The organism is Amycolatopsis sp. NPDC104819 (genome assembly GCF_055583145.1).
The window spans coordinates 583551-601193 of sequence record NZ_JBVJON010000001.1 but is presented as its reverse complement, the minus strand read 5'-3'; the positions used below and the strand labels follow the sequence as shown (position 1 = coordinate 601193).

The following is a 17643-nucleotide window of genomic DNA, read 5'->3' as shown; positions in this document are numbered from 1 at the left end:
ATGCTCGGCTCAGCGGATCTGGTCGCCTTCGCGCCTTCGACCGACCTCGAGCGCTCACGCGCCTTCTACACGGACGTCGCCGGCCTCGAGTTCATCGAGCAGTCCCCCTTCGCGGTCGTGTTCCGGAGTGGCGGCACCATGCTGCGGGTGACCGCCGTGGCCGAGTTCACGCCCCAGCCGTTCACGGTGCTCGGCTGGGCGGTCGCCGACATCCGGGCGGCGGTGGCCGGGCTGCGCGGCCGGGGCGTGGAGTTCCTCACGTTCGACACGCTGCCACAGGACACCGACAAAATCTGGACCACGCCGGGCGGGCGGATCGCCTGGTTCCCCGATCCGGACGGGAACGTGCTCTCCCTCACCGAGTTCGCTGGTAATTAAACAACAGTGTTGATTTAATAGCCGCATGACCGAAACCGACCGCCTCGCCCAGCTCGCCGACCAGGAAGAACGCCTCCAGTTCACGAAGTTCGACAACGAGACCGCGCTCGCCCTCGGCCAGCAGCTCCTGGCCGCGGCGCGCGAGCGCGGGCTGCCGGTGACGATCTCCGTCCGCCGCAACGGCCAGCGGCTCTTCCACGCGGCGCTGCCCGGGACGTCGGCCGACAACGACGCCTGGATCGAGCGCAAGAGCCGGGTCGTCGACCGCTACGGCCACAGCTCGTTCATGATCGGCACGCGGTCCCGCGCGAAGGGCAGCTCGTTCGAGGCGGACTCCCGCCTCGACCCGGACGTCTACGCCGCCCACGGCGGGGTGTTCCCGGTGCTGGTGCGCGACGTGGGCGTCGTTGGCACCGTCGGTGTCTCGGGCCTCCCGCAGGCCGATGACCACGCCTTCGTCGTCGAGCAGCTGGAGCTTTTCCTGGCTTCCTGAATATGTCGATCCGGCGCTTCCTCGCGCGACGGGTGGGTGAAGACCCGCAACCGAGGAGACACCATGAGCAAGCTGATCGCCACCACCTTCCTTACCCTGGACGGCGTCTACCAGGGCCCCGGCGGTGTCGAGGAGGACACTTCCGGCGGCTTCGACCAGGGCGGCTGGGTGACGCCGTTCTACGAGGAGGGCATGCAGGAGCTCGCCACGGAGTGGATTTCCCGCGCCGACGCGTTCCTGCTCGGCCGGCGGACCTACGACATCTTCGCGGCGTACTGGCCGAAGGTCACCGACCCCGGCGACCCGCTCGCGTCCCGGCTCAACGGCCTCCCGAAGCACGTCGTTTCGCGCACGCTGCCCAGCTCGACCTGGGCGAACACGTCCTTCGTCGGGGGCGACGTCGTCGAGTTCGCGCGCGACCTGAAGGCGCGTCCGGGCCGCGAGGTCCAGGTCCACGGGAGCGGCGAGCTGCTGCAGACGCTGATCGCGCACGACCTCGTCGACGAGTACCGGCTGTGGCAGTTCCCGGTGGTGCTGGGCCAGGGCCGCCGGCTCTTCCCGGACGGTGTCGTGCCGAAGGCGTTCGAGCACGTCGAGACGCGCCACACGGCCGCGGGCGTGAACGTCCTCGTCCTCCGGCCGGCGGGCAAGCCGCGGTTCGACACCTTCCAGCTCGTCACGGAATAAGGAGTCGCGCGCGCTGCTACCGTCGATCCCATGAAGCGCGCTGCGAACACGACGACGCCGGAGAGTGTCCCGGCGCGCTGATCCATGGTCACGAAAGCCCGGGGCGGTTGCCCCGGGCTTCGTCTTGTGGTCACCCGCCTCGCCCGTCACGAGGAGTCCACGATGCACGACCACCGCAAGCTCGGCCGCGAGCTCGGCCTGTTCGACACCGACCCGCTCATCGGCGCGGGCCTGCCCTACTGGCTGCCCGACGGCGCGCTCGTCCGGCACAGCCTGGAGGAGTACGTCCGCGACCTCGAACGGCGCGCGGGCTACCGGCACGTCCATTCGCCGGTGCTCGGCAAACGCGAGCTGTACGAGATCTCCGGGCACTGGGCGCACTACCGCGACGACATGTACCCGCCCATGGACGTCGGTGGGGAGCAGCTCGTGCTGCGGCCGAGCCTGTGCCCGCACCACGCGCTGATCTACCGTTCGCGCGGCCGCAGCTACCGCGAGCTGCCGCTGCGGATCGCCGAGCTCGGCGGGATGTACCGCGCCGAGCTGTCGGGCGTGCTCGGCGGGCTGAGCCGGGTGCGGGCGATCCAGCTCAACGACGCGCACATCTTCTGCACCCTCGATCAGGTGGAGGACGAGGCGGTCGCCGCCCTCTCGATGATCCGGCAGGCCTACGACGCGCTCGGCATCAGCCCGGCGCGCTACCGGCTTTCCCTGCCCGGCGACGGCGAGAAGTACGTCGGGGGTGATGGGGATCGTGCCGCGGACATCCTGCGGTCGGTGCTCGATCGCAGCGAGCTCTCATATGACGCTGTCGAGGGCGAAGCAGCCTTCTACGGACCGAAGATCGACGTCCAGATCGCCGACAACGCCGGTCGTGAGTCGACCCTGTCCACCGTTCAGGTCGACTTCTCCCAGCCTGCGCAGTTCGGCCTCGAATACGTCGGCGCGGACGCGGCGAAACACCGGCCGGTCATGGTGCACCGCAGCATCATCGGCAGTGTGGAACGCGCGATGGCCCAGCTCGTCGAGGTCCACGGCGGGGCGTTCCCGGCGTGGCTCGCGCCGGTGCAGCTCCGGTTGCTGCCGCTGTCCGACGCGGAACTGCCTTACGCGCACGAGGTTCTCGACGACTGTGGAGAACTGCGCGCGGAGGTCGTGTCGGAAGGCAGCCTGGGCGCGCGGATCCGGGAGGGACGGCTGGTGCCGTTCCAGGCGGTGCTCGGGCCGGCGGAGGCCGCCGCGGGACAGCTTTCCCTGCGGCTGCGCGACGGAAGCCGGCTCGACGCGCAGCCGGCGGCGGAAGCGCTGGCCCGGATCAGCGAGCTGTCGCGGCGGCCAGCCAGTCGAGCGCCGGGGTCAGGCTTTCCGGCGCGGCCCAGCCGTTGACCACCGCGAGCAGCTCCAGGTAGCGCTCACGGCGTGGGTCGTTGACGACGCCGAGCCAGTCCCGCAGCTGGGCGGGGGTGCGCCCGAGGCCGTCGACGATCGCCGCCGCCTGCGCCGAAGCCGGGGTCAGCCCGGCTTCGAGCGCGGGCGTGACGGCGTCGCGCACGTCGGCGGCCAGGTCGCGGCGCAGACCGCCTTCGTGCTGCTCGACGAGCCGGCGCAGGACCGCACGGAACCCCGGGTCCTGCGTCAGCTCGGCCAGCTCGACCCAGGCCTCGATCTGGTCGGGGCTCGGGTTTCCGGACAGCTCGGGGGTCAGCGTGCGGGCGACGCCGGCCAGGTCGGGACGGTCGCCCAGCGCGTCGGCGAGGAAGTCCTCGACCAGGCGTCGGCGCTCCACTTCGGACAGTCGGGCCAGTTTGTGCAGCACGCTTGTCTCCTCGGGGGTCGAGCCGCGCCGGGCCACCGCCGTCAGGACCGCGCGGCGCATCCGCAGGACGCGGATCTCCACGTCCAAGGCCTCGGCGTGCTTCGCCGCGACCTCAGCGACCGTGGTCTCGCCGTCGGTGATCCGGCGGATCGAAGCGAGGTCGAGGCCGAGGTCCCGGAGGGTGCGGATGAGGTCGAGCCGGGCGAGCGCGGCGTCGTCGTAACGGCGTTGACCTGCGGTGTTGCGCCCCGACGGTGGCAGGAGACCACGGTCGGAGTAGTACCGGACGGCCTTGGTCGTCAGCCCGGTGCGCCCGGCCAGCTCGCCGATCGAATACCGCATGCCGCCAGCCTCGCACCTCCCCTCGGGGGAGCCGCAAGCCCGACTTCCACCCGATCGTGTCGATCATTTGTTCGATGATCGGCGGTACAGTCGATCACATGAGCGAACGAGCTAGGCCTCCTCCCGGATCCGGGTGACCAGCTGGGTGGGGTTCACGAACCGCAACGCGACGATGAGGAGTAGGAGCATGGAAGCCGTGTAGATGGTCGCCATCGCGTCCACCGACTGGTTGGCCCGGATGCCCGCGGCGAACACGGAGTTGTAGAGCGCCACCACGAGCGTCGTCGAGTCAGGGCCGGCGGTGAGGAACGTCAGCTCGAACATGCCGACCGTGCGCACCAGCACGAGGATCGACGCGGCCAGGATCCCGGGCAGCAGCAGCGGGCCGAGGATCCGGGTGAACACCGAGACCGTCCGCGCGCCGGACATGCGGGCCGCGGCCTCGATCTTCGGGTCGATCTGCTCGATGAACGGCGTCATGGTCAGCACGACGAACGGCACCGACGGCACCAGGTTCGCCAGGATGACGCCGGTCGTCGTGCCGGCGAGGTGGAACTTGTAGAGCACGGTGGCGAGCGGGATGCCGTAGGTGATCGGAGGGATCAGGATCGGCAGCACGAACAGCAGCATCACCAGGCGCTTGCCGGGGAACGAGCGGCGAGCCAGCGCGTAGGCGGCCGGGACGCCGACCGCCACCGAGACGGCGATGACCACGAGCGCGACGACGGCCGTCGTGAGGAGGACGTCCGAGAGGCCGAACTCGCGCCAGGCGTCGGCGTACCAGTGGGTGGTGAAGCCGTCCGGGAGCCAGGAGCCGAACCACTGCGTGCCGAACGAGTCGACGACCACCGAGAGCACCACGCCGGCGAGGTTGACGAAGAAGAACACCACGACGGCCCAGACGACCCAACGTCCGGGACGCGCGACCCAACCGGTCATCCCTTGCCTCCGGTCGCTCCGCGGTACAGCGTGCCGCGCCACGCCATGACCAGGCCGATCACGATCAGCATGACCACCGCCATGAGCATCGCGACGGCCGAGCCCATCGAGTAGTCGTACTCCTCGAAGGCGGCGTGGTAGGCCGCGATCGAGATGACGCGGGTCTCGTTCGCCGGGTCGCCGACGAGCTGCGCGGAAGGGAACACCGAGAACGCCATGACGAACGAGAGACAGAAGGTGATCGCCAGGCCGGGCGCCAGCAGGGGCAGCGTGATGCGGCGGAAGCGCTGGACCCAGTTCGCGCCGAGCGTCGCGGCGGCCTTCTCCAGGGAGGGGTCGATGCCCGAGAGATAGGACAACGTCAGCAGGAAGGAGAACGGGAAGCCGCTGATCACCAGCGACAGCAGCACGCCGGTGTAGTTGTGGATCAGCGGGAGCGGCTGGTCGGTGACACCGAGCACGGTGAGCACCTTGTTCAGCCAGCCCGCCGGGCCGCCGTACATGATCAGGCCCTGCGCGGTGAGCACCGTGCCGAGCGTGATCGGGACGACCAGGATCGTCGTCAGGAGGCGTTTGCCGCGGACGCGGCCGCGCATCACGTAGGCGATCGGGATGCTGGCGAGCACGTTGACGAACGTCGCGGGCAGCGCGATGCCCAGCGTCGTCCAGACCGTGTCGCGCAGGTACGGGTCGCCGAAGAACCGCGCGTAGTTGGCAAAGACACCGCCCTGGCGTGGGGCGAACGACAACTGGAGGCCGTAGAGGAAGGGGTACAGGAAGAGGCAGGCGGTGACCAGCAGACCGGGCACCAGGAGGAGCAGAGTGCGATCGATGCCGCGTTCGGCCAGGCGGTGACGCAGGGCGGGGCGGGCGGCTCCGGTGGCGGTGGCGGTCATGGCGCGAACACCAGGACGCGGTCGGCCGGGACGCCGATCCGGACCGTGTCGCCGGGGGCGAGGCGCTTGTCGGTCCGGAAGTGGACCGGTGTTCCGGTGGGCAGCCGGGCCGAGACGGACAGCTCGCGGCCGTGGTACTCGACGATCTCGACCGTGACGTCGAGGGCGTTCTCCGCGGCGTCGCCGATGACGAAGTCCTCGGGGCGGATCGCGACCTTCGCCGGGCCCTCCGCGAGCGCGCCGCGGCCGGACAGGCGGACTCCGTCACCCTCGACGGTCACCGACGTCCCCGAGGCGCGGGTGACCGTCAGGTCCAGGAGGTTGCGGTAGCCCATGAACGACGCGACGTAGCTGTTCACCGGCTGGGCGTACACCTCCTCGGGGGTGCCGACCTGCTGGACCGTGCCGTCGCGCAGCACCACCAGGCGGTCGGCCAGCGAAAGGGCCTCCTCCTGGTCGTGGGTGACGTACACCGTGGTGAGCCCGAGCGTCTGGTGGAGGCGGCGGATCTCCATCCGCATCTCGAGCCGGAGCTTGGCGTCCAGGTTGGACAGCGGCTCGTCCATCAGGACGACCGCCGGCTCCAGCACGACGGCGCGGGCGATGGCGACACGCTGCTGCTGGCCGCCGGAGAGCTGGGCGGGGAACTTCGCCGCGTGCTCGGTGAGCTGGACCAGGCGGAGCGCTTCGTCGACCCGTCGACGGGCCTCGGCCCCGCCGACCTTGCGCATCTTGAGGCCGAAGCCGACGTTCGCGCGCACGGACAGGTGCGGGAACAGCGCGTAGTTCTGGAAGACCATCCCGAACCCGCGCTGCTCCGGCGGGCGGCCGTCGATGCGGGTGTCGTCGAGCCAGATGCTGCCGCCGGTCAGCGGGAGCAGGCCGGCGAGGCAGTTGAGCGCGGTCGACTTGCCGCACCCGGACGGGCCGAGGAGGGCCACGAACTCGCCGCGGGTGATGGCGAGGTCGAGGCCGCTCAGCGCGTTCGCGGAGCCGAAGCTGCGCGAGACACCGTCCAGGCGAAGCTGCCCGAACGTCACTTCTTGCCGACCTTCGAGCCGCCGACCAGCTGGTTCCACTTGTCGAACGCCTTCACCTGCTGCTCGGCCGGCAGCGACGTCTCCTTGGGGTACTGGGCGATCCACTGCTCGTACTCCGGGCGGCCGAACTGCTTGATCGTGTCCTGGCTCTTCTGGGGCGCCATCTGCAGGGTGACGTCCTTGACCGCCGGGCCGGGGTAGAAGTAGCCGTCGTCGTAGGCGATGGCCTGCTGGTCCGGCTTCAGCATCCACGCGATCAGCTGCAGGATCGCCGACTCCTGGTCAGGCGAAAGCCCCTTCGGGATCAGGGCGTACTGGGCGTCGGTGACCCAGTGCATCGGCTGCATGATCGCCGTCTTGACGGTGTTGGGCACGGTGCCGAGCTTGCGCGGGTTGATGTCCCAGCCGGTGGTCGACATGACCATGTCCACCGAACCGGACGCGAGGTTCTTCATCGTCTCCGTCGTCCCGGAGGGGTAGTACTTCACGTACTTGCCCAGCTCCTGCAGGAACGCCCAGGTCTTGTCCCAGCCCTTGTCCGGATCCTTCGGGTCCTTGTCACCGAGGAGGTACGGCAGGCCCATCAGGAAGGTCCGGCCCGGGCCCGAGTTCGACGGCTGGGCGTACTGGAACTTCTCCGGGTGCGCCTTGGCCCAGTCGAGCAGCTCCTGCGGGGACGCCGGCGCCGCGGGCACCGCGCCGGGGTTGAACTCCAGCAGCGGGCCGGACGGGTAGTAGACGACTTCGACTCCGTAGCCGTTGGCCAGCTCCTGCATCTTGGCCGCGGGCTCGAGGTAGTTCTGCATCAGGTTCGGGAACCGGCCGGCGAAGTCCGGGAGGACCTTCGCCAGGGTGCCGTTCGCGATGCCGGCGGAGAGGCCGTCGGTGCCGCTGAGGACCAGGTGCGTCTGGGCGACTCCGCCGTCCTGCTCGGCCTTGAGCTTGCCCGCCATGCTCGGGGCGGGCGCCGTCGAATAGGTGACCTTCGAGAGCACTTCGGGGTGCGCGGCCTTGAAGTTCTCGATCATCTGCTTGGTGAGCTGCAGGTTGCCCGCGATGTCGAGGATGTTGAGGTCGACGGGCTTGGCCGGCTTGTCGGGCACGGCCGACGGGTTCGCTGCCTGGCCGCCGTCACCGCCCGGGGCGCCGCAAGCTGCCAGCCCGGCGGCGAGGCCGGCCGCGAGCAGCACTCGTCGGAATCGGAAGCCGGTGCGACGCTGCATGGCTGCTCCCTGGGTCCATGATAATGTTGTATGTCGCATCGTATATCAGATCGGACATGCCAGTGGCGAGCACTTCTTCGGCGCGGAGGCCGCCGCCGCCCGTCTCGCGCACCGATTTTGTCCGCGACACGATCAAGGAAGCGATCTTGAGCGGGGAGTTCGGGCCGGGCGAAACGCTCGTCGAGGCCGAGGTCGGAGCCTCGCTCGGGGTTTCGAAGACGCCGGTGCGCGAGGCGCTGCGGATCCTGGCCGGTTCCGGTTTGGTCACGATGAGCACGTACAAGCGGGCGGCGGTCCGCGTCATGGACGCCGAGAGCGCGTGTGCGGTGTACGACCTCCGCGCGATGCTCGAGCCCGAAGCCGTCCGGCGCGCCGTTGAGCGCGGGGCGGACTTCAGTGGCGCGCGGCGGGTGCTGGCCGAGGTCGGGAGCGGCGCGGCGGCCGCCGACCGCGCGAAGGCCAGCCTGACCAACCGGCTGTTCCACCGGGCGCTCTACGCCGGGTGCGGGAACCCGTTGCTGGTCGAAACGCTGGACGGGCTGCGTGACCAGGCGGCGCTGATCACCGTCACCGGCTGGGGCATCAGCCCGACGTGGCAAGGTGAAGCCGCCGAACACCGGGCGATCCTGACCGCCGCCGAGAGCGGGAACGCCCGGCAGACCGAACACCTGCTGCGCAGGCACATCACGGATTTCCTCGACCGGGTCGCCTTCGGGCTCACGGGCGAGCGTGCCGCACCGACCGACGATCCGAAGGGGGCTCGATGACGTTCGAGCAGCAGAAGCGGCGGCTTTCCGGGGTGGTGGCCATTCCGGTCACGCCGTTCGACGCCGAGGGCGCCGTCGACGGCCCGACGTACGCGAAGCTCGTGGACCGGCTGATCACCGGCGGCATCGAGGTCGTGACGCCGAACGGGAACACCGGCGAGTTCTACGCGCTGGACGCGAACGAAGCGCGGCAGTGCCTCGAAGCCACTGTCGAAGCCACCGCCGGCCGGGCGAGCGTGCTCGCCGGGATCGGGCACGACGTCGCGTCGGCGACGCGGGCCGCGGCGCACGCGCGGGACGCCGGCGCCGACATGATCATGATCCACCAGCCGGTGCACCCGTACATCTCCGGTGACGGCTGGGTCGACTACCACGCCGCGATCGCCGCTGCGGTGCCGGAGCTCGGGGTGGTGCTCTACGTCCGCAACCCGGCGATCTCCGGCGAGCAGCTGCGGGCGCTGGGCGAAGCCGCGCCGAACGTCATCGGGGTGAAGTACGCGGTGCCGGATCCCGTGCGGTTCGGCTCAGTCGCGCGCGACGCGGGCTTCGAGCGGTTCGTGTGGATCGCCGGCCTGGCCGAGCTTTCGGCGCCCGGCTACTTCGCCGTCGGCGCCACCGGATTCACCTCGGGGCTGGTGAACGTCGACCCGGCGATCTCGCTGGAGATGTTCCGCGCACTGTCCACAGGGGACTATCCGGCGGCGATGACGGTCTGGGAGCGGATCCGCCCGTTCGAAGAGCTCCGCGCGGCCAATGGGAACGCCAACAACGTCAGTGTGGTGAAGGACGCGCTCGGCCAGCTCGGGCTGTGCCGCCCCGACGTCCGGCCGCCGAGCCGGCTGCTGACCGCGGGCGAGCGGGAGCAGCTCTTCGGCTTGCTTTCTTCGTGGGGGCTCTCGTGACGGCGGCAGCTCGCCGATCCGTCCGGGCGTCGTGACGCCGGACCGCCGGTGAGCCACCGACAAGGGCTGAGCCGACCAGAAAACTCGCTGTGGCAACCTGATTGGGCACCACGAGCGTCGCTCCACGCGACTGCGGGCGGCTGCTCGCCGGTCGATCGACCGGCACGGTTGCGGTACGAGCGGGTTCCCGGCCCGGGCTCGGCTCCTGTCTCCGGCCGGAGCGATCCGACCGGAAGTTCACGTGTGTCGTAAGTCACCGTCAATCCCGATGTGGCTGACTGTACACCTCTTCGGCGACCCGCGGGCGATTGCCAATCGGGCGGTGGGGTGGGACGCTGGACGGAGGACGCGGTACCACCGCGACCAGGCCCCAGTGCCCTTTTCCCGGACCGGACCCGGACCCCGTCGGGGCCGGAAACCGTTGCTGGACAAGCCTTCAATGACTTATCCCAGAGCGGTGACGCCGATGACATCCATCCAGGTTCCGGATTCGCCGGCGACGGCGGGCAGTGACTTCGCCGAGCTGTCGCGACTGATCAAGGCCGCGGGACTCCTGCGCCGTCGAAGGCGCTACTACGCCGTGCGGATCGGGCTCAACCTCGCGGCCTTCGGCGGCGGCTGGGTCGCGTTCGTGTTCCTCGGGGACTCGTGGTGGCAGCTGTTCCTCGCCGCGTTCTTCGCGATGATGTTCGCGCAGCTGTCGTTCATCGGCCACGACGCCGGGCACAAGCAGATCTTCAGCAGCCGCAAGGCGAACGACGCGACCGGGTTCGTCCACGGTGGACTCACCGGGTTGAGCTACGGCTGGTGGATCGGCACGCACGCGCGCCACCACGCGAACCCGAACCACGAAGACGAAGACCCGGACGTCGACATCGCCGCGCTCGCGTTCAGCAAGGCGCAGAGCGCGCAGAAGCGCGGTTTCCTGCGCTGGGTCGCGAAGTACCAGGCGTTCCTGTTCTTCCCGCTGCTGCTGCTCGAAGGCCTCAACCTGCACGTGTCGAGCGTGAAAGCCGTTATGCGCAAGGACATCCGGCGCCGCAAGCTGGAGTCCGCGCTGCTGATCGCCCACCTGGCGGCCTACCTCGCCGCGGTGTTCATCGTGCTTTCGCCGCTGACCGGGATCATCTTCATCCTGGTGCACCAGTTCCTGTGGGGGCTGTACATGGGCTGCTCGTTCGCGCCCAACCACAAGGGCATGGAGATGCTGTCGGCCGGGCACAAGCTCGACTTCCTGCGCAAGCAGGTCTTGACCTCGCGCAACATCCGCGGCGGCCCGGTGGTCGACTTCGCCCTCGGCGGGCTGAACTACCAGATCGAGCACCACCTGTTCCCGAGCATGGCCCGGCCGAACCTCAAGCACGCGCAGGTGATCGTCCGGGACTTCTGCGCCCGGCACTCGATCTCCTACGCCCAGTGCAGCTGGGCCCGGTCCTACGGCTACGTGCTGCAGCACCTGCACGAAGCGAGCGAGCCCCTTCGGCGCCAGCGGGCGGAGGCGACGGCGTGACCACCCCCGCACCGGACGCGCCCGAAGTGGCACACCCTGGCACCGGGTGCCCGAGCTGCCCGCACCCGCTCGGCACGCACGACGCGATCGCCCGCCGGTACTGCGCCGCCACCGCCGCGAGCCGGGCGACCGACCGCGGCTGCGTGTGCGGCACCCCCGCCGCGAAGCCACGCTGACGACCGGGAGTTTCCGAACGGCAGACTCTTCGCAGGTCAGCCAGCGTGTGGCCGAGGTTACTCGGGCGTTAACAAGGCGTCAGCGGCCTGTCGAAACCCGTCAGGACGGCATTCACGGGTGATCTCCGGGCGCACGAAGGGCGGTGTCCTGACGGAGTCCGATCCGTCGTGATGCCCGGAGGCACCCGTGACGCTCAGCGAGCTTCTTCCCAGCCTCGGCTGCGAAGCCGCCGATCACCTCGAGCCAGGAGTCTGGCCGCGAAGCACCCGACTCGGCGAAGACGGCGAGCTGCTCCTCGCCGGTGCGAAGGTCAGCCACCTCGCCGCCCGCTTCGGGACGCCGGCGTACCTCATCGACGAGCAGCAGGTCCGCGACACCGCGCGTGAGTACCGGCGCGCGCTCCCGGACGTCGAAGTCGCGTACGCGAGCAAGGCGCTGTGTACGCGGTCCGTACTGCGTTGGGTCGCCGAAGAGGGGTTGTCGCTCGACACCTGCTCCGCCGGCGAGATCGCCGTCGCGCGCGGAGTCGGCTTCCCCGCGGAGCGCATGCTGTTGCACGGCAACGCGAAGACACCCGAAGACCTGAAGGCCGCTCTCGAGTACGGCGTCCGGCGGATCGTCGTCGACTCGCTCGACGAAATCGAGCAGCTCGGCGCGCTCGCCCACGGCGCGCAGCAGGTGATGATCCGCGTGACGCCGGGTGTCGCGGCCGGGGCGCACAGCGCCATCAGCACCGGCGCCGAGGGCCAGAAGTTCGGGTTTTCGCTGCTCGACGGCGTCCCGGACAACGTCGACGCGGCCGTGCGGGCGGTGCGGAACCAGCCGGGGCTCCGGCTCGCGGGGCTGCACTGCCACATCGGCTCGCAGGTCACCCGCGTCGACCGGTACGAGGCGGCCGCGCGGCGGATGGCCGAGGTGCTCGTCCGGATCCGCGACGTCCACGGCCTCACGCTGCGGGAGCTCGACCTCGGCGGCGGGCACGCGGTGCCGTACGTCGGCGGTGAGCCCGCGTTCGACCTCGGCGGGTACTCACGACGGCTGCGCGTCGCCCTCGGCTACGAGTGCGCGGCGCACGGCTTTCCCCTGCCCCGCTTGACGATCGAGCCGGGCCGGGCGATCGTCGGGCCGGCCGGGATCACCGTGTACCGCGTCTGCGCGGTCAAGCGCGGCAGCCGCACGTTCGTCGCGGTCGACGGCGGCATGAGCGACAACGCGCGGCCGTCGCTCTACGGCGCGCGCTACACGACCCGCCTGGTCGGGCGCCGGTCGAAGGCGAAGCGCACGCCGATGACCGTGGTCGGCCGGCACTGCGAGTCCGGCGACGTCCTCGCCGACGGCATCCTCCTGCCCGGCGACCTGCACGCCGGTGACCTGCTGGCCGTGCCGTGCACCGGCGCGTACCACCACTCGCTGGCGTCGAACTACAACCAGGTCGGCCGGCCGCCGCTGGTCGGCGTCCGGGACGGCGTCGCGACGCTGCTGGTGCGCCGCGAGACCGAGGAGGACCTCAGCCGCCGTGACCTGGGCTAGGCCGGGGCACTGAGGTCGTCGTGCGAGTCCGATGTGGACGGTGTCACGGCGGCCTCCGGCTGCCGGGCGAGCACCCCCGGGACCAGCGGATCGACGCCGTCCCGGTGCCGAACCTCCGGCCCGGCGCCTCGAAGCCGGTGCGCGTGCCCGCAAACCGCCTCGGAAAGCCTCGTGACGCCCCGGCGTCGCCACCGATTCCTCGGCGAATCACGATCCTGGCGCCGGATCACGTGAAGCTGGCCTGAGGGTCTCGCTTTCTGGTCAGGTCTCGATACGCTGCGCACTTGACAAATCACATGCCGAAACACAGGGAGGGACGGCATGGGTGACGAATCACGTGCGCGCGCGCTGGACAATACGGACAGATCGCTGATCGCCTTGCTGCAGCAGGACGGCCGGGCCTCGTTCACCGCGCTCGCCAAGGCGGTCGGGCTTTCGGAGGGAGCCGTCCGCCAGCGGGTGCAGCGGCTGCTGCGCGACGACCTGATGCAGATCGTCGCGGTGACCGACCCCGCCAACGTCGATCTGACCCGGCAGGCCATGGTCGGCATCAGCGTCGACGGCGCCGATCCGCGCGAGGTCGCGAACAAGCTGTCGGAACTGGCGAACGTGCACTACGTCGTGCTGTGCGCCGGGCGCTACGACCTGCTGGCCGAGCTCGTCTGCCGGGACGACGACCACATGCTCGAAGTCCTCGGTGACGAGATCCGCAAGATCGAGGGTGTCTCCGGGACCGAGCTGTTCGTGTACCTCAAGCTGGCCAAGCAGAACTACGCCTGGGGCCGGCTCACGGCGTGACCGGCGGGGGATGACGGGCCCTCGCCCGCCACCCCCGGCCGGCCTACAGGAACCGGCGATGGCCGGCCCGCACCGGCGCCCCCGCTTCGGCGAGCCCGCGCAGCGCCGCCGGCAGCGGATCCCGGTGCAGCACCCCGAGGCGCTGCGTGGCGCGGGTGAGCGCGACGTACAGCTCCGCCGCGCCACGCGCGCCTTCGGCCAGGATCCGCTCCGGCGCCACGACGAGGACCGCGTCGAACTCCAGGCCCTTGGCGGCCGACGGCGGGATCGTGCCCGGCACCCCCGGCGGGCCGAGCACGACGCTGGTGCCCGCACGGCCGGCTTCGTCGCGGGCGAAATCGTCGATGGCGTCCTGCATCTCGCTGTCCGCAACTCGTCTGGACCACGGCCGGACGCCGCTCGCCCGCACCGGTTCCGGCTGCCGCGCGCCCGGCGCGAACTGCGCGAGCAGGGCGCCGGCGACCACCATGATCTCCGCCGGCGTCCGGTAGTTCACGGTCAGCTCGCGGTACACCCAGCGGTCGCCGGCGTAGCGCGCCAGCATCGTGTCCCACGACGTCGCCCCGGCCGCGCTGCGGCGCTGCGCGAGGTCGCCGACGATCGTGAACAACCTGCTCGGGCACCGCCGCATCAGCACCCGCCAGTCCATTTCGGACAGTTCCTGCGCCTCGTCGACGACGACGTGCCCATACGTCCAGTCGCGGTCCGCGGCCGCCCGTTCGGCGAGGTCACGCGTGTCGCGCTCGGCGAACCGGCCGGCCAGGTCCTCGGCGTGGAGCAGGTCGGTGGCGACCAGGCCGAGGTCCTCGTCCAGCTCTTCCCGGTCCAGCTTGATGAGGTCCATGACGCCTTCGGCGTACTCCGCGTCCTCCTCCGCCCGCCGGCGCGCCGCCGCGCGTTCGGCCGACTCGTCCCGGCCGAGCAGGTCCGCGAGCTCGTCGAGCAACGGCACGTCCGACACCGTCCAGGCCGCGCCGTCCGCGCGGAACAGCGACGGGTCGGCGCCGGCCGCCTGCAGCCGCCGCGGTGACATGTACAGCGGCGCCAGCAGCGTCTCCGGCGTCAGCTCCGGCCAAAGCCCGTCGAGGACGGCGCCGAGCTCTTCGTGGTCCGCCAGCTCCTCGAGGACGTCGGTGCGCAGATCGGCCCACGCGCCCCGGTCCTCGCCGGTCAGCCAGCCTTCGCCGATCTTCGCCAGCGCCCGCTCGGCGACACCCGCCACGACGTGCTCGCGGAACACCGCGCGGGCCTCGTTGTGCGGCAGGCCCGACCGGCGGGCTTCGAGCCGGGCCTCGGCCGCGATCCCGGCGTCGAAGTCCACGGTGACGTCGGACAGCTCGACCGGCACCGGCTCCTCCGGCACCTTCTGCCGGTCGGCGACCGCGGCCGCGAGGACGTCGAGGATCTTCAGCGATCCCTTGCGCACCGCCACCTCCGGCGGGTCTTCGGCGGTGACGCTCAGCCCGGGCACCAGGCCGCCGGTCGTCCGGAAGACGACGTCCGACTCGCCGAGCGAGGGCAGCACCCGCCCGATGTGGTCGAGGAACAGCGGGCTCGGCCCGACGACCAGCACCCCGCTGCGCGACATCCGCTCGCGCTGCGTGTAGAGCAGGTAGGCGACCCGGTGCAGCGCGACCGCCGTCTTGCCGGTGCCCGGGCCGCCTTCGACGACCAGCACACCCGCGTGCGGGAACCGGATGATCTCGTCCTGCTCGGCCTGGATCGTCGCGACGATGTCCCGCATGCCCTCCCCGCGCGGCGCGTTGACGGCCGCGAGCAACGCCGCGTCCCCGCGTTCGCTGAAACATGCCTGGGGGGACGACCCCCCAGACCCCCCGAAGTCCTCGGAACCAGGACGCCCGAGGACCTCGTCCGTGAAATCGACGACCCGGCGCCCCATCGTGTGGAACTGACGACGGCGGCGCATGTTTTCCGGCGACGCCGCGGTGGCGACGTAGAACGGCCGCGCCGCCGGCGCCCGCCAATCCAGCAGAAGGGGTTCGTAGTCGTTTTCGCCGTCGAAAAGCCCGATCCGGCCGATGTAGCTCCGGTCGCCCGAAAGGGCGTCCAACCGGCCGAAGCAGAGGCCGTTGTCGGCGACGTTCAGCCGGGCCGTCTCCCGGCCCCGGATCCGGACGTCGGCGTCGCGCTCCACCAGCGTGGTGCCCGGTTCCCCGAGCGCGGTGCGGTAGCGGGCCCACGCCTGCTCACGTTCGCGGTCGAGGCGCGCGTACAACCCTTCGACGTACGCGCGCTCGGCCCGCAATTCCTCGTCGTACCCCTGGTTTGACAAATTCCCCTCACAGCGGTTAGACTGACGCTACATTCGGCGGATCTTCCTATTTTTCTCGGAAGGCACGTCGATTTTTTATTGTCCACCCGCTGTCAAGAGCGCCTCAGCCCAGCATGAATTCCCGCACGCTCAGCGGACGGTCCACCACGCGCACGTCACCCAGCAGCCCAGCGAAGCTCCGGTCGACCCTCCCCTCGTACGACGAGGCGCCGACCAGCCACGAGCCGCCCGGGTTCGCGAGGCCGACCGCCGGGGTGGCCGGGTTCCGCACCACCGGGCAGCCGTCGACGAACACCGTCGTGCGGCGGCCGTCGTTGACCACCGCGACGTGCCACCACTTCTCGACCGGCAGCTCGTGGCCCCAGTTCGTCGAGATCCGGTCCTGGTTGAGCGGGAACACCGCCCACTGCAGCTCCCCACCGTCCGAAAGGGACAGTGTGGCGGCCGACTCCTTCGGGTCGTCGCCGGTCTTGCCGGCGGCCGCGCCGCTGCCCTGCCGGGCGAACAGCCCGCACCAGCCGTGGTGGCCGTCCTTGAAGTCCGCCGGCAGCCGGAAGAACGCCTCGACGGTGTACCCGCGCTCGAACCTCAGCTGGTTCATCGGCGCCGCGTCGACCGTGCGCAGGTACGCGCCGCGGCTCGGGTCGCGGCCGCCGTCGAACCGCAGGCTCGCCCGCGACGGCTGCCGCGGCGAGAACTCGCCGGAGAACTTCAGCACGTCCGGTCCGCTGCCGGGCGCGGTGACCCGCGTGAGGTGGTTGCCGCGGCCGGTCTGGTCGCGCACGACGACGTCGGCCGGCACCGGCTTGCCGTCCTGCCCGCCCTCGAAGCGCCAGTACGCGACCGTGCCCGGCACGAGCAGCTGCTTCGCCGGCCGCGCCGCTGCGCTCGACCTCGATCCGCTGCAGCTCGCTCAGGTGGTCCTGCGCGGCGAGCCAGGGCGACAGCGTCCGGACGTCGACCACACCGCGCGCGAGGTCGAACCGGTAGAGCCGGATCATCGCGCTGCCGCCGTAGTAGCGGTCCTGGTAGTTCGCGAGGTGGACGTGGACGTCGTGCCCGGCGGCGTTCTTGCGAACCGTGCGCCCGGTCGGCCAGTAGTGGCCGTTGAGCGTCAGGAAGATCTGGTCGTTGCCGTCGACGAGCTCCTTCCAGACGAGCTCGCCGAACGTCGAAAACTGGGCCTGGTGGTCGTCGTCGGCCCAGACGAGCTCGTGGATGGTGAGGATCGCGGGCAGCGTGGGGTGCTGCGCGAGAACCTGCTTCGCCCAGTTCAGGCCGCCCGCCGAGGGCCGCCAGTCGAGCGCCAGCAGCAGCCAGTCCCGGCCGCCGCCGCGGAAGACGTGGTAGGTGTTGTAGCCGTCCTTGGACGCGCCCTTGAACGTCGGCGAAGAGCGCTGGCGCTGCGGGCCGAACGCGTCGAGGTACGGCGAAGGGCCGCGCTGGTCGTCCTTCGAACCGTCGATGTCGTGGTTGCCCGCCAGCGTGCTGTACGGGAACCGGGCCCGGTCGAGCGCCTGGAACGACCGGCTGATGCGGGCGAACTCGTCCGCGCGGCCGTTCTGCGTGAGGTCACCGAGGTGGGCGAGGAAGACAACGTTGTCATCCGCCTCGTCGAGGACGTAGCGCAGCGAGGCGTCCAGCGGGGCCGCGTCGCCGCGGTCCTCGTCGAACAGGTACTGCGTGTCCGGCATGACCACGAGCGTGAACCGCGGATCTTCGGCGTCCGGGCGGTGCCGGCCGGTGGCTTCGGCGACGGGCGCGGCGAGGACGTTCGGCAGGGTCGCCGCCGCGGCCGCGCCCGCACCGAGGAGGAAGGTCCGGCGAGAGGTGTCAGTCACGGGCCGGAAGC

Annotated in this window: 16 protein-coding genes and 1 pseudogene; 10 read left to right on the top strand and 7 right to left on the bottom strand. The window is 70.7% G+C overall.

Annotated features, from left to right (window positions below):
- The 4 genes from ACZ63E_RS03010 to thrS all read left to right on the top strand — a co-directional run bounded on the left by ACZ63E_RS03010 (position 1) and on the right by thrS (position 2944).
- Positions 1 to 378 (top strand): VOC family protein, encoded by a 378-nt coding sequence (locus ACZ63E_RS03010; RefSeq protein ID WP_465333849.1) that lies wholly within the window; start codon positions 1 to 3, stop codon positions 376 to 378.
- 25 nt (positions 379 to 403) lie between these two features.
- Positions 404 to 871, top strand: coding sequence for a heme-degrading domain-containing protein (locus tag ACZ63E_RS03005; RefSeq protein ID WP_465333847.1), 468 nt, complete (start codon positions 404 to 406; stop codon positions 869 to 871).
- A gap of 63 nt (positions 872 to 934) precedes the next feature.
- Positions 935 to 1558, top strand: a complete 624-nt coding sequence (locus ACZ63E_RS03000) for a dihydrofolate reductase family protein (RefSeq protein WP_465333845.1) — start codon at positions 935 to 937, stop codon at positions 1556 to 1558.
- Between the two features lie 84 nt (positions 1559 to 1642).
- Positions 1643 to 2944 (top strand): threonine--tRNA ligase, encoded by a 1302-nt coding sequence (thrS, locus tag ACZ63E_RS02995; protein WP_465333844.1) that lies wholly within the window; start codon positions 1643 to 1645, stop codon positions 2942 to 2944.
- Here the strand turns inward: thrS and ACZ63E_RS02990 are convergent.
- The 5 genes from ACZ63E_RS02990 to ACZ63E_RS02970 all read right to left on the bottom strand — a co-directional run bounded on the left by ACZ63E_RS02990 (position 2874) and on the right by ACZ63E_RS02970 (position 7814).
- Positions 2874 to 3716, bottom strand: a complete 843-nt coding sequence (locus ACZ63E_RS02990; protein ID WP_465333842.1) for a MerR family transcriptional regulator — start codon at positions 3714 to 3716, stop codon at positions 2874 to 2876. The two genes, thrS and ACZ63E_RS02990, sit on opposite strands and share 71 nt — an antisense overlap.
- 111 nt (positions 3717 to 3827) lie before the next feature.
- A complete protein-coding gene (locus tag ACZ63E_RS02985; RefSeq protein ID WP_465333840.1) occupies positions 3828 to 4655 on the bottom strand; it encodes an ABC transporter permease in 828 nt (275 codons plus the stop codon).
- Entirely contained in the window at positions 4652 to 5551 is a 900-nt protein-coding gene (locus ACZ63E_RS02980) for an ABC transporter permease (protein WP_465333838.1), read from the bottom strand. Before ACZ63E_RS02980 ends, ACZ63E_RS02985 begins: the two co-directional genes overlap by 4 nt.
- Positions 5548 to 6591 (bottom strand): ABC transporter ATP-binding protein, encoded by a 1044-nt coding sequence (locus ACZ63E_RS02975; RefSeq protein WP_465333836.1) that lies wholly within the window; start codon positions 6589 to 6591, stop codon positions 5548 to 5550. The genes ACZ63E_RS02980 and ACZ63E_RS02975 overlap by 4 nt, the downstream gene beginning before the upstream one ends.
- Positions 6588 to 7814 (bottom strand): extracellular solute-binding protein, encoded by a 1227-nt coding sequence (locus tag ACZ63E_RS02970; protein WP_465333834.1) that lies wholly within the window; start codon positions 7812 to 7814, stop codon positions 6588 to 6590. The genes ACZ63E_RS02975 and ACZ63E_RS02970 overlap by 4 nt, the downstream gene beginning before the upstream one ends.
- A gap of 62 nt (positions 7815 to 7876) precedes the next feature.
- On the opposite strand from ACZ63E_RS02970, the gene ACZ63E_RS02965 reads away from it, so the two are divergent.
- The 6 genes from ACZ63E_RS02965 to ACZ63E_RS02940 all read left to right on the top strand — a co-directional run bounded on the left by ACZ63E_RS02965 (position 7877) and on the right by ACZ63E_RS02940 (position 13498).
- Positions 7877 to 8581 carry a GntR family transcriptional regulator gene (locus ACZ63E_RS02965; protein WP_465334362.1) on the top strand — a complete coding sequence of 235 codons (705 nt, stop codon included), beginning with the start codon at positions 7877 to 7879 and terminating at the stop codon, positions 8579 to 8581.
- The gene (locus ACZ63E_RS02960) at positions 8578 to 9483 is read left to right on the top strand and encodes a dihydrodipicolinate synthase family protein (RefSeq protein ID WP_465333832.1); all 906 of its coding nucleotides are present in this window, start codon (positions 8578 to 8580) and stop codon (positions 9481 to 9483) included. Before ACZ63E_RS02965 ends, ACZ63E_RS02960 begins: the two co-directional genes overlap by 4 nt.
- Before the next feature lie 466 nt (positions 9484 to 9949).
- Complete coding sequence (locus tag ACZ63E_RS02955) at positions 9950 to 10993, top strand: fatty acid desaturase family protein (protein ID WP_465333830.1); 1044 nt, start codon at positions 9950 to 9952, stop codon at positions 10991 to 10993.
- Positions 10990 to 11169, top strand: coding sequence for an RGCVC family protein (locus ACZ63E_RS02950; protein ID WP_465333828.1), 180 nt, complete (start codon positions 10990 to 10992; stop codon positions 11167 to 11169). The genes ACZ63E_RS02955 and ACZ63E_RS02950 overlap by 4 nt, the downstream gene beginning before the upstream one ends.
- 187 nt (positions 11170 to 11356) lie before the next feature.
- Complete coding sequence (gene lysA / locus ACZ63E_RS02945) at positions 11357 to 12700, top strand: diaminopimelate decarboxylase (RefSeq protein WP_465333827.1); 1344 nt, start codon at positions 11357 to 11359, stop codon at positions 12698 to 12700.
- A 321-nt stretch (positions 12701 to 13021) separates the two neighbouring features.
- On the top strand, positions 13022 to 13498 hold the full coding sequence (locus ACZ63E_RS02940) for an Lrp/AsnC family transcriptional regulator (RefSeq protein ID WP_465313031.1): 477 nt from the start codon (positions 13022 to 13024) through the stop codon (positions 13496 to 13498).
- A 43-nt stretch (positions 13499 to 13541) separates the two neighbouring features.
- Here the strand turns inward: ACZ63E_RS02940 and helR are convergent, their stop codons facing one another.
- Together helR and ACZ63E_RS02930 are read right to left on the bottom strand one after the other, a co-directional pair.
- Positions 13542 to 15791, bottom strand: coding sequence for an RNA polymerase recycling motor ATPase HelR (gene helR / locus ACZ63E_RS02935; RefSeq protein ID WP_465333825.1), 2250 nt, complete (start codon positions 15789 to 15791; stop codon positions 13542 to 13544).
- Positions 15792 to 15894: 103 nt separating this feature from the next.
- Positions 15895 to 17632 (bottom strand): annotated as a pseudogene (locus tag ACZ63E_RS02930) (LamG-like jellyroll fold domain-containing protein).
- Between the last annotated feature and the right edge of the window lie 11 nt (positions 17633 to 17643).

Excerpts from the sequence above, each read along its gene's own strand:
- ACZ63E_RS02940 (WP_465313031.1), top strand. The coding sequence starts at position 13,022 with ATGGGTGACGAATCACGTGCGCGCGCGCTGGACAATACGGACAGATCG.
- ACZ63E_RS03010 (WP_465333849.1), top strand. The coding sequence starts at position 1 with ATGCTCGGCTCAGCGGATCTGGTCGCCTTCGCGCCTTCGACCGACCTC.
- ACZ63E_RS02960 (WP_465333832.1), top strand. The coding sequence starts at position 8,578 with ATGACGTTCGAGCAGCAGAAGCGGCGGCTTTCCGGGGTGGTGGCCATT.
- ACZ63E_RS03005 (WP_465333847.1), top strand. The coding sequence starts at position 404 with ATGACCGAAACCGACCGCCTCGCCCAGCTCGCCGACCAGGAAGAACGC.
- ACZ63E_RS02990 (WP_465333842.1), bottom strand. The coding sequence starts at position 3,716 with ATGCGGTATTCGATCGGCGAGCTGGCCGGGCGCACCGGGCTGACGACC.
- ACZ63E_RS02980 (WP_465333838.1), bottom strand. The coding sequence starts at position 5,551 with ATGACCGCCACCGCCACCGGAGCCGCCCGCCCCGCCCTGCGTCACCGC.
- thrS (WP_465333844.1), top strand. The coding sequence starts at position 1,643 with ATGGTCACGAAAGCCCGGGGCGGTTGCCCCGGGCTTCGTCTTGTGGTC.
- ACZ63E_RS02970 (WP_465333834.1), bottom strand. The coding sequence starts at position 7,814 with ATGCAGCGTCGCACCGGCTTCCGATTCCGACGAGTGCTGCTCGCGGCC.
- ACZ63E_RS02955 (WP_465333830.1), top strand. The coding sequence starts at position 9,950 with ATGACATCCATCCAGGTTCCGGATTCGCCGGCGACGGCGGGCAGTGAC.
- ACZ63E_RS02985 (WP_465333840.1), bottom strand. The coding sequence starts at position 4,655 with ATGACCGGTTGGGTCGCGCGTCCCGGACGTTGGGTCGTCTGGGCCGTC.
- ACZ63E_RS03000 (WP_465333845.1), top strand. The coding sequence starts at position 935 with ATGAGCAAGCTGATCGCCACCACCTTCCTTACCCTGGACGGCGTCTAC.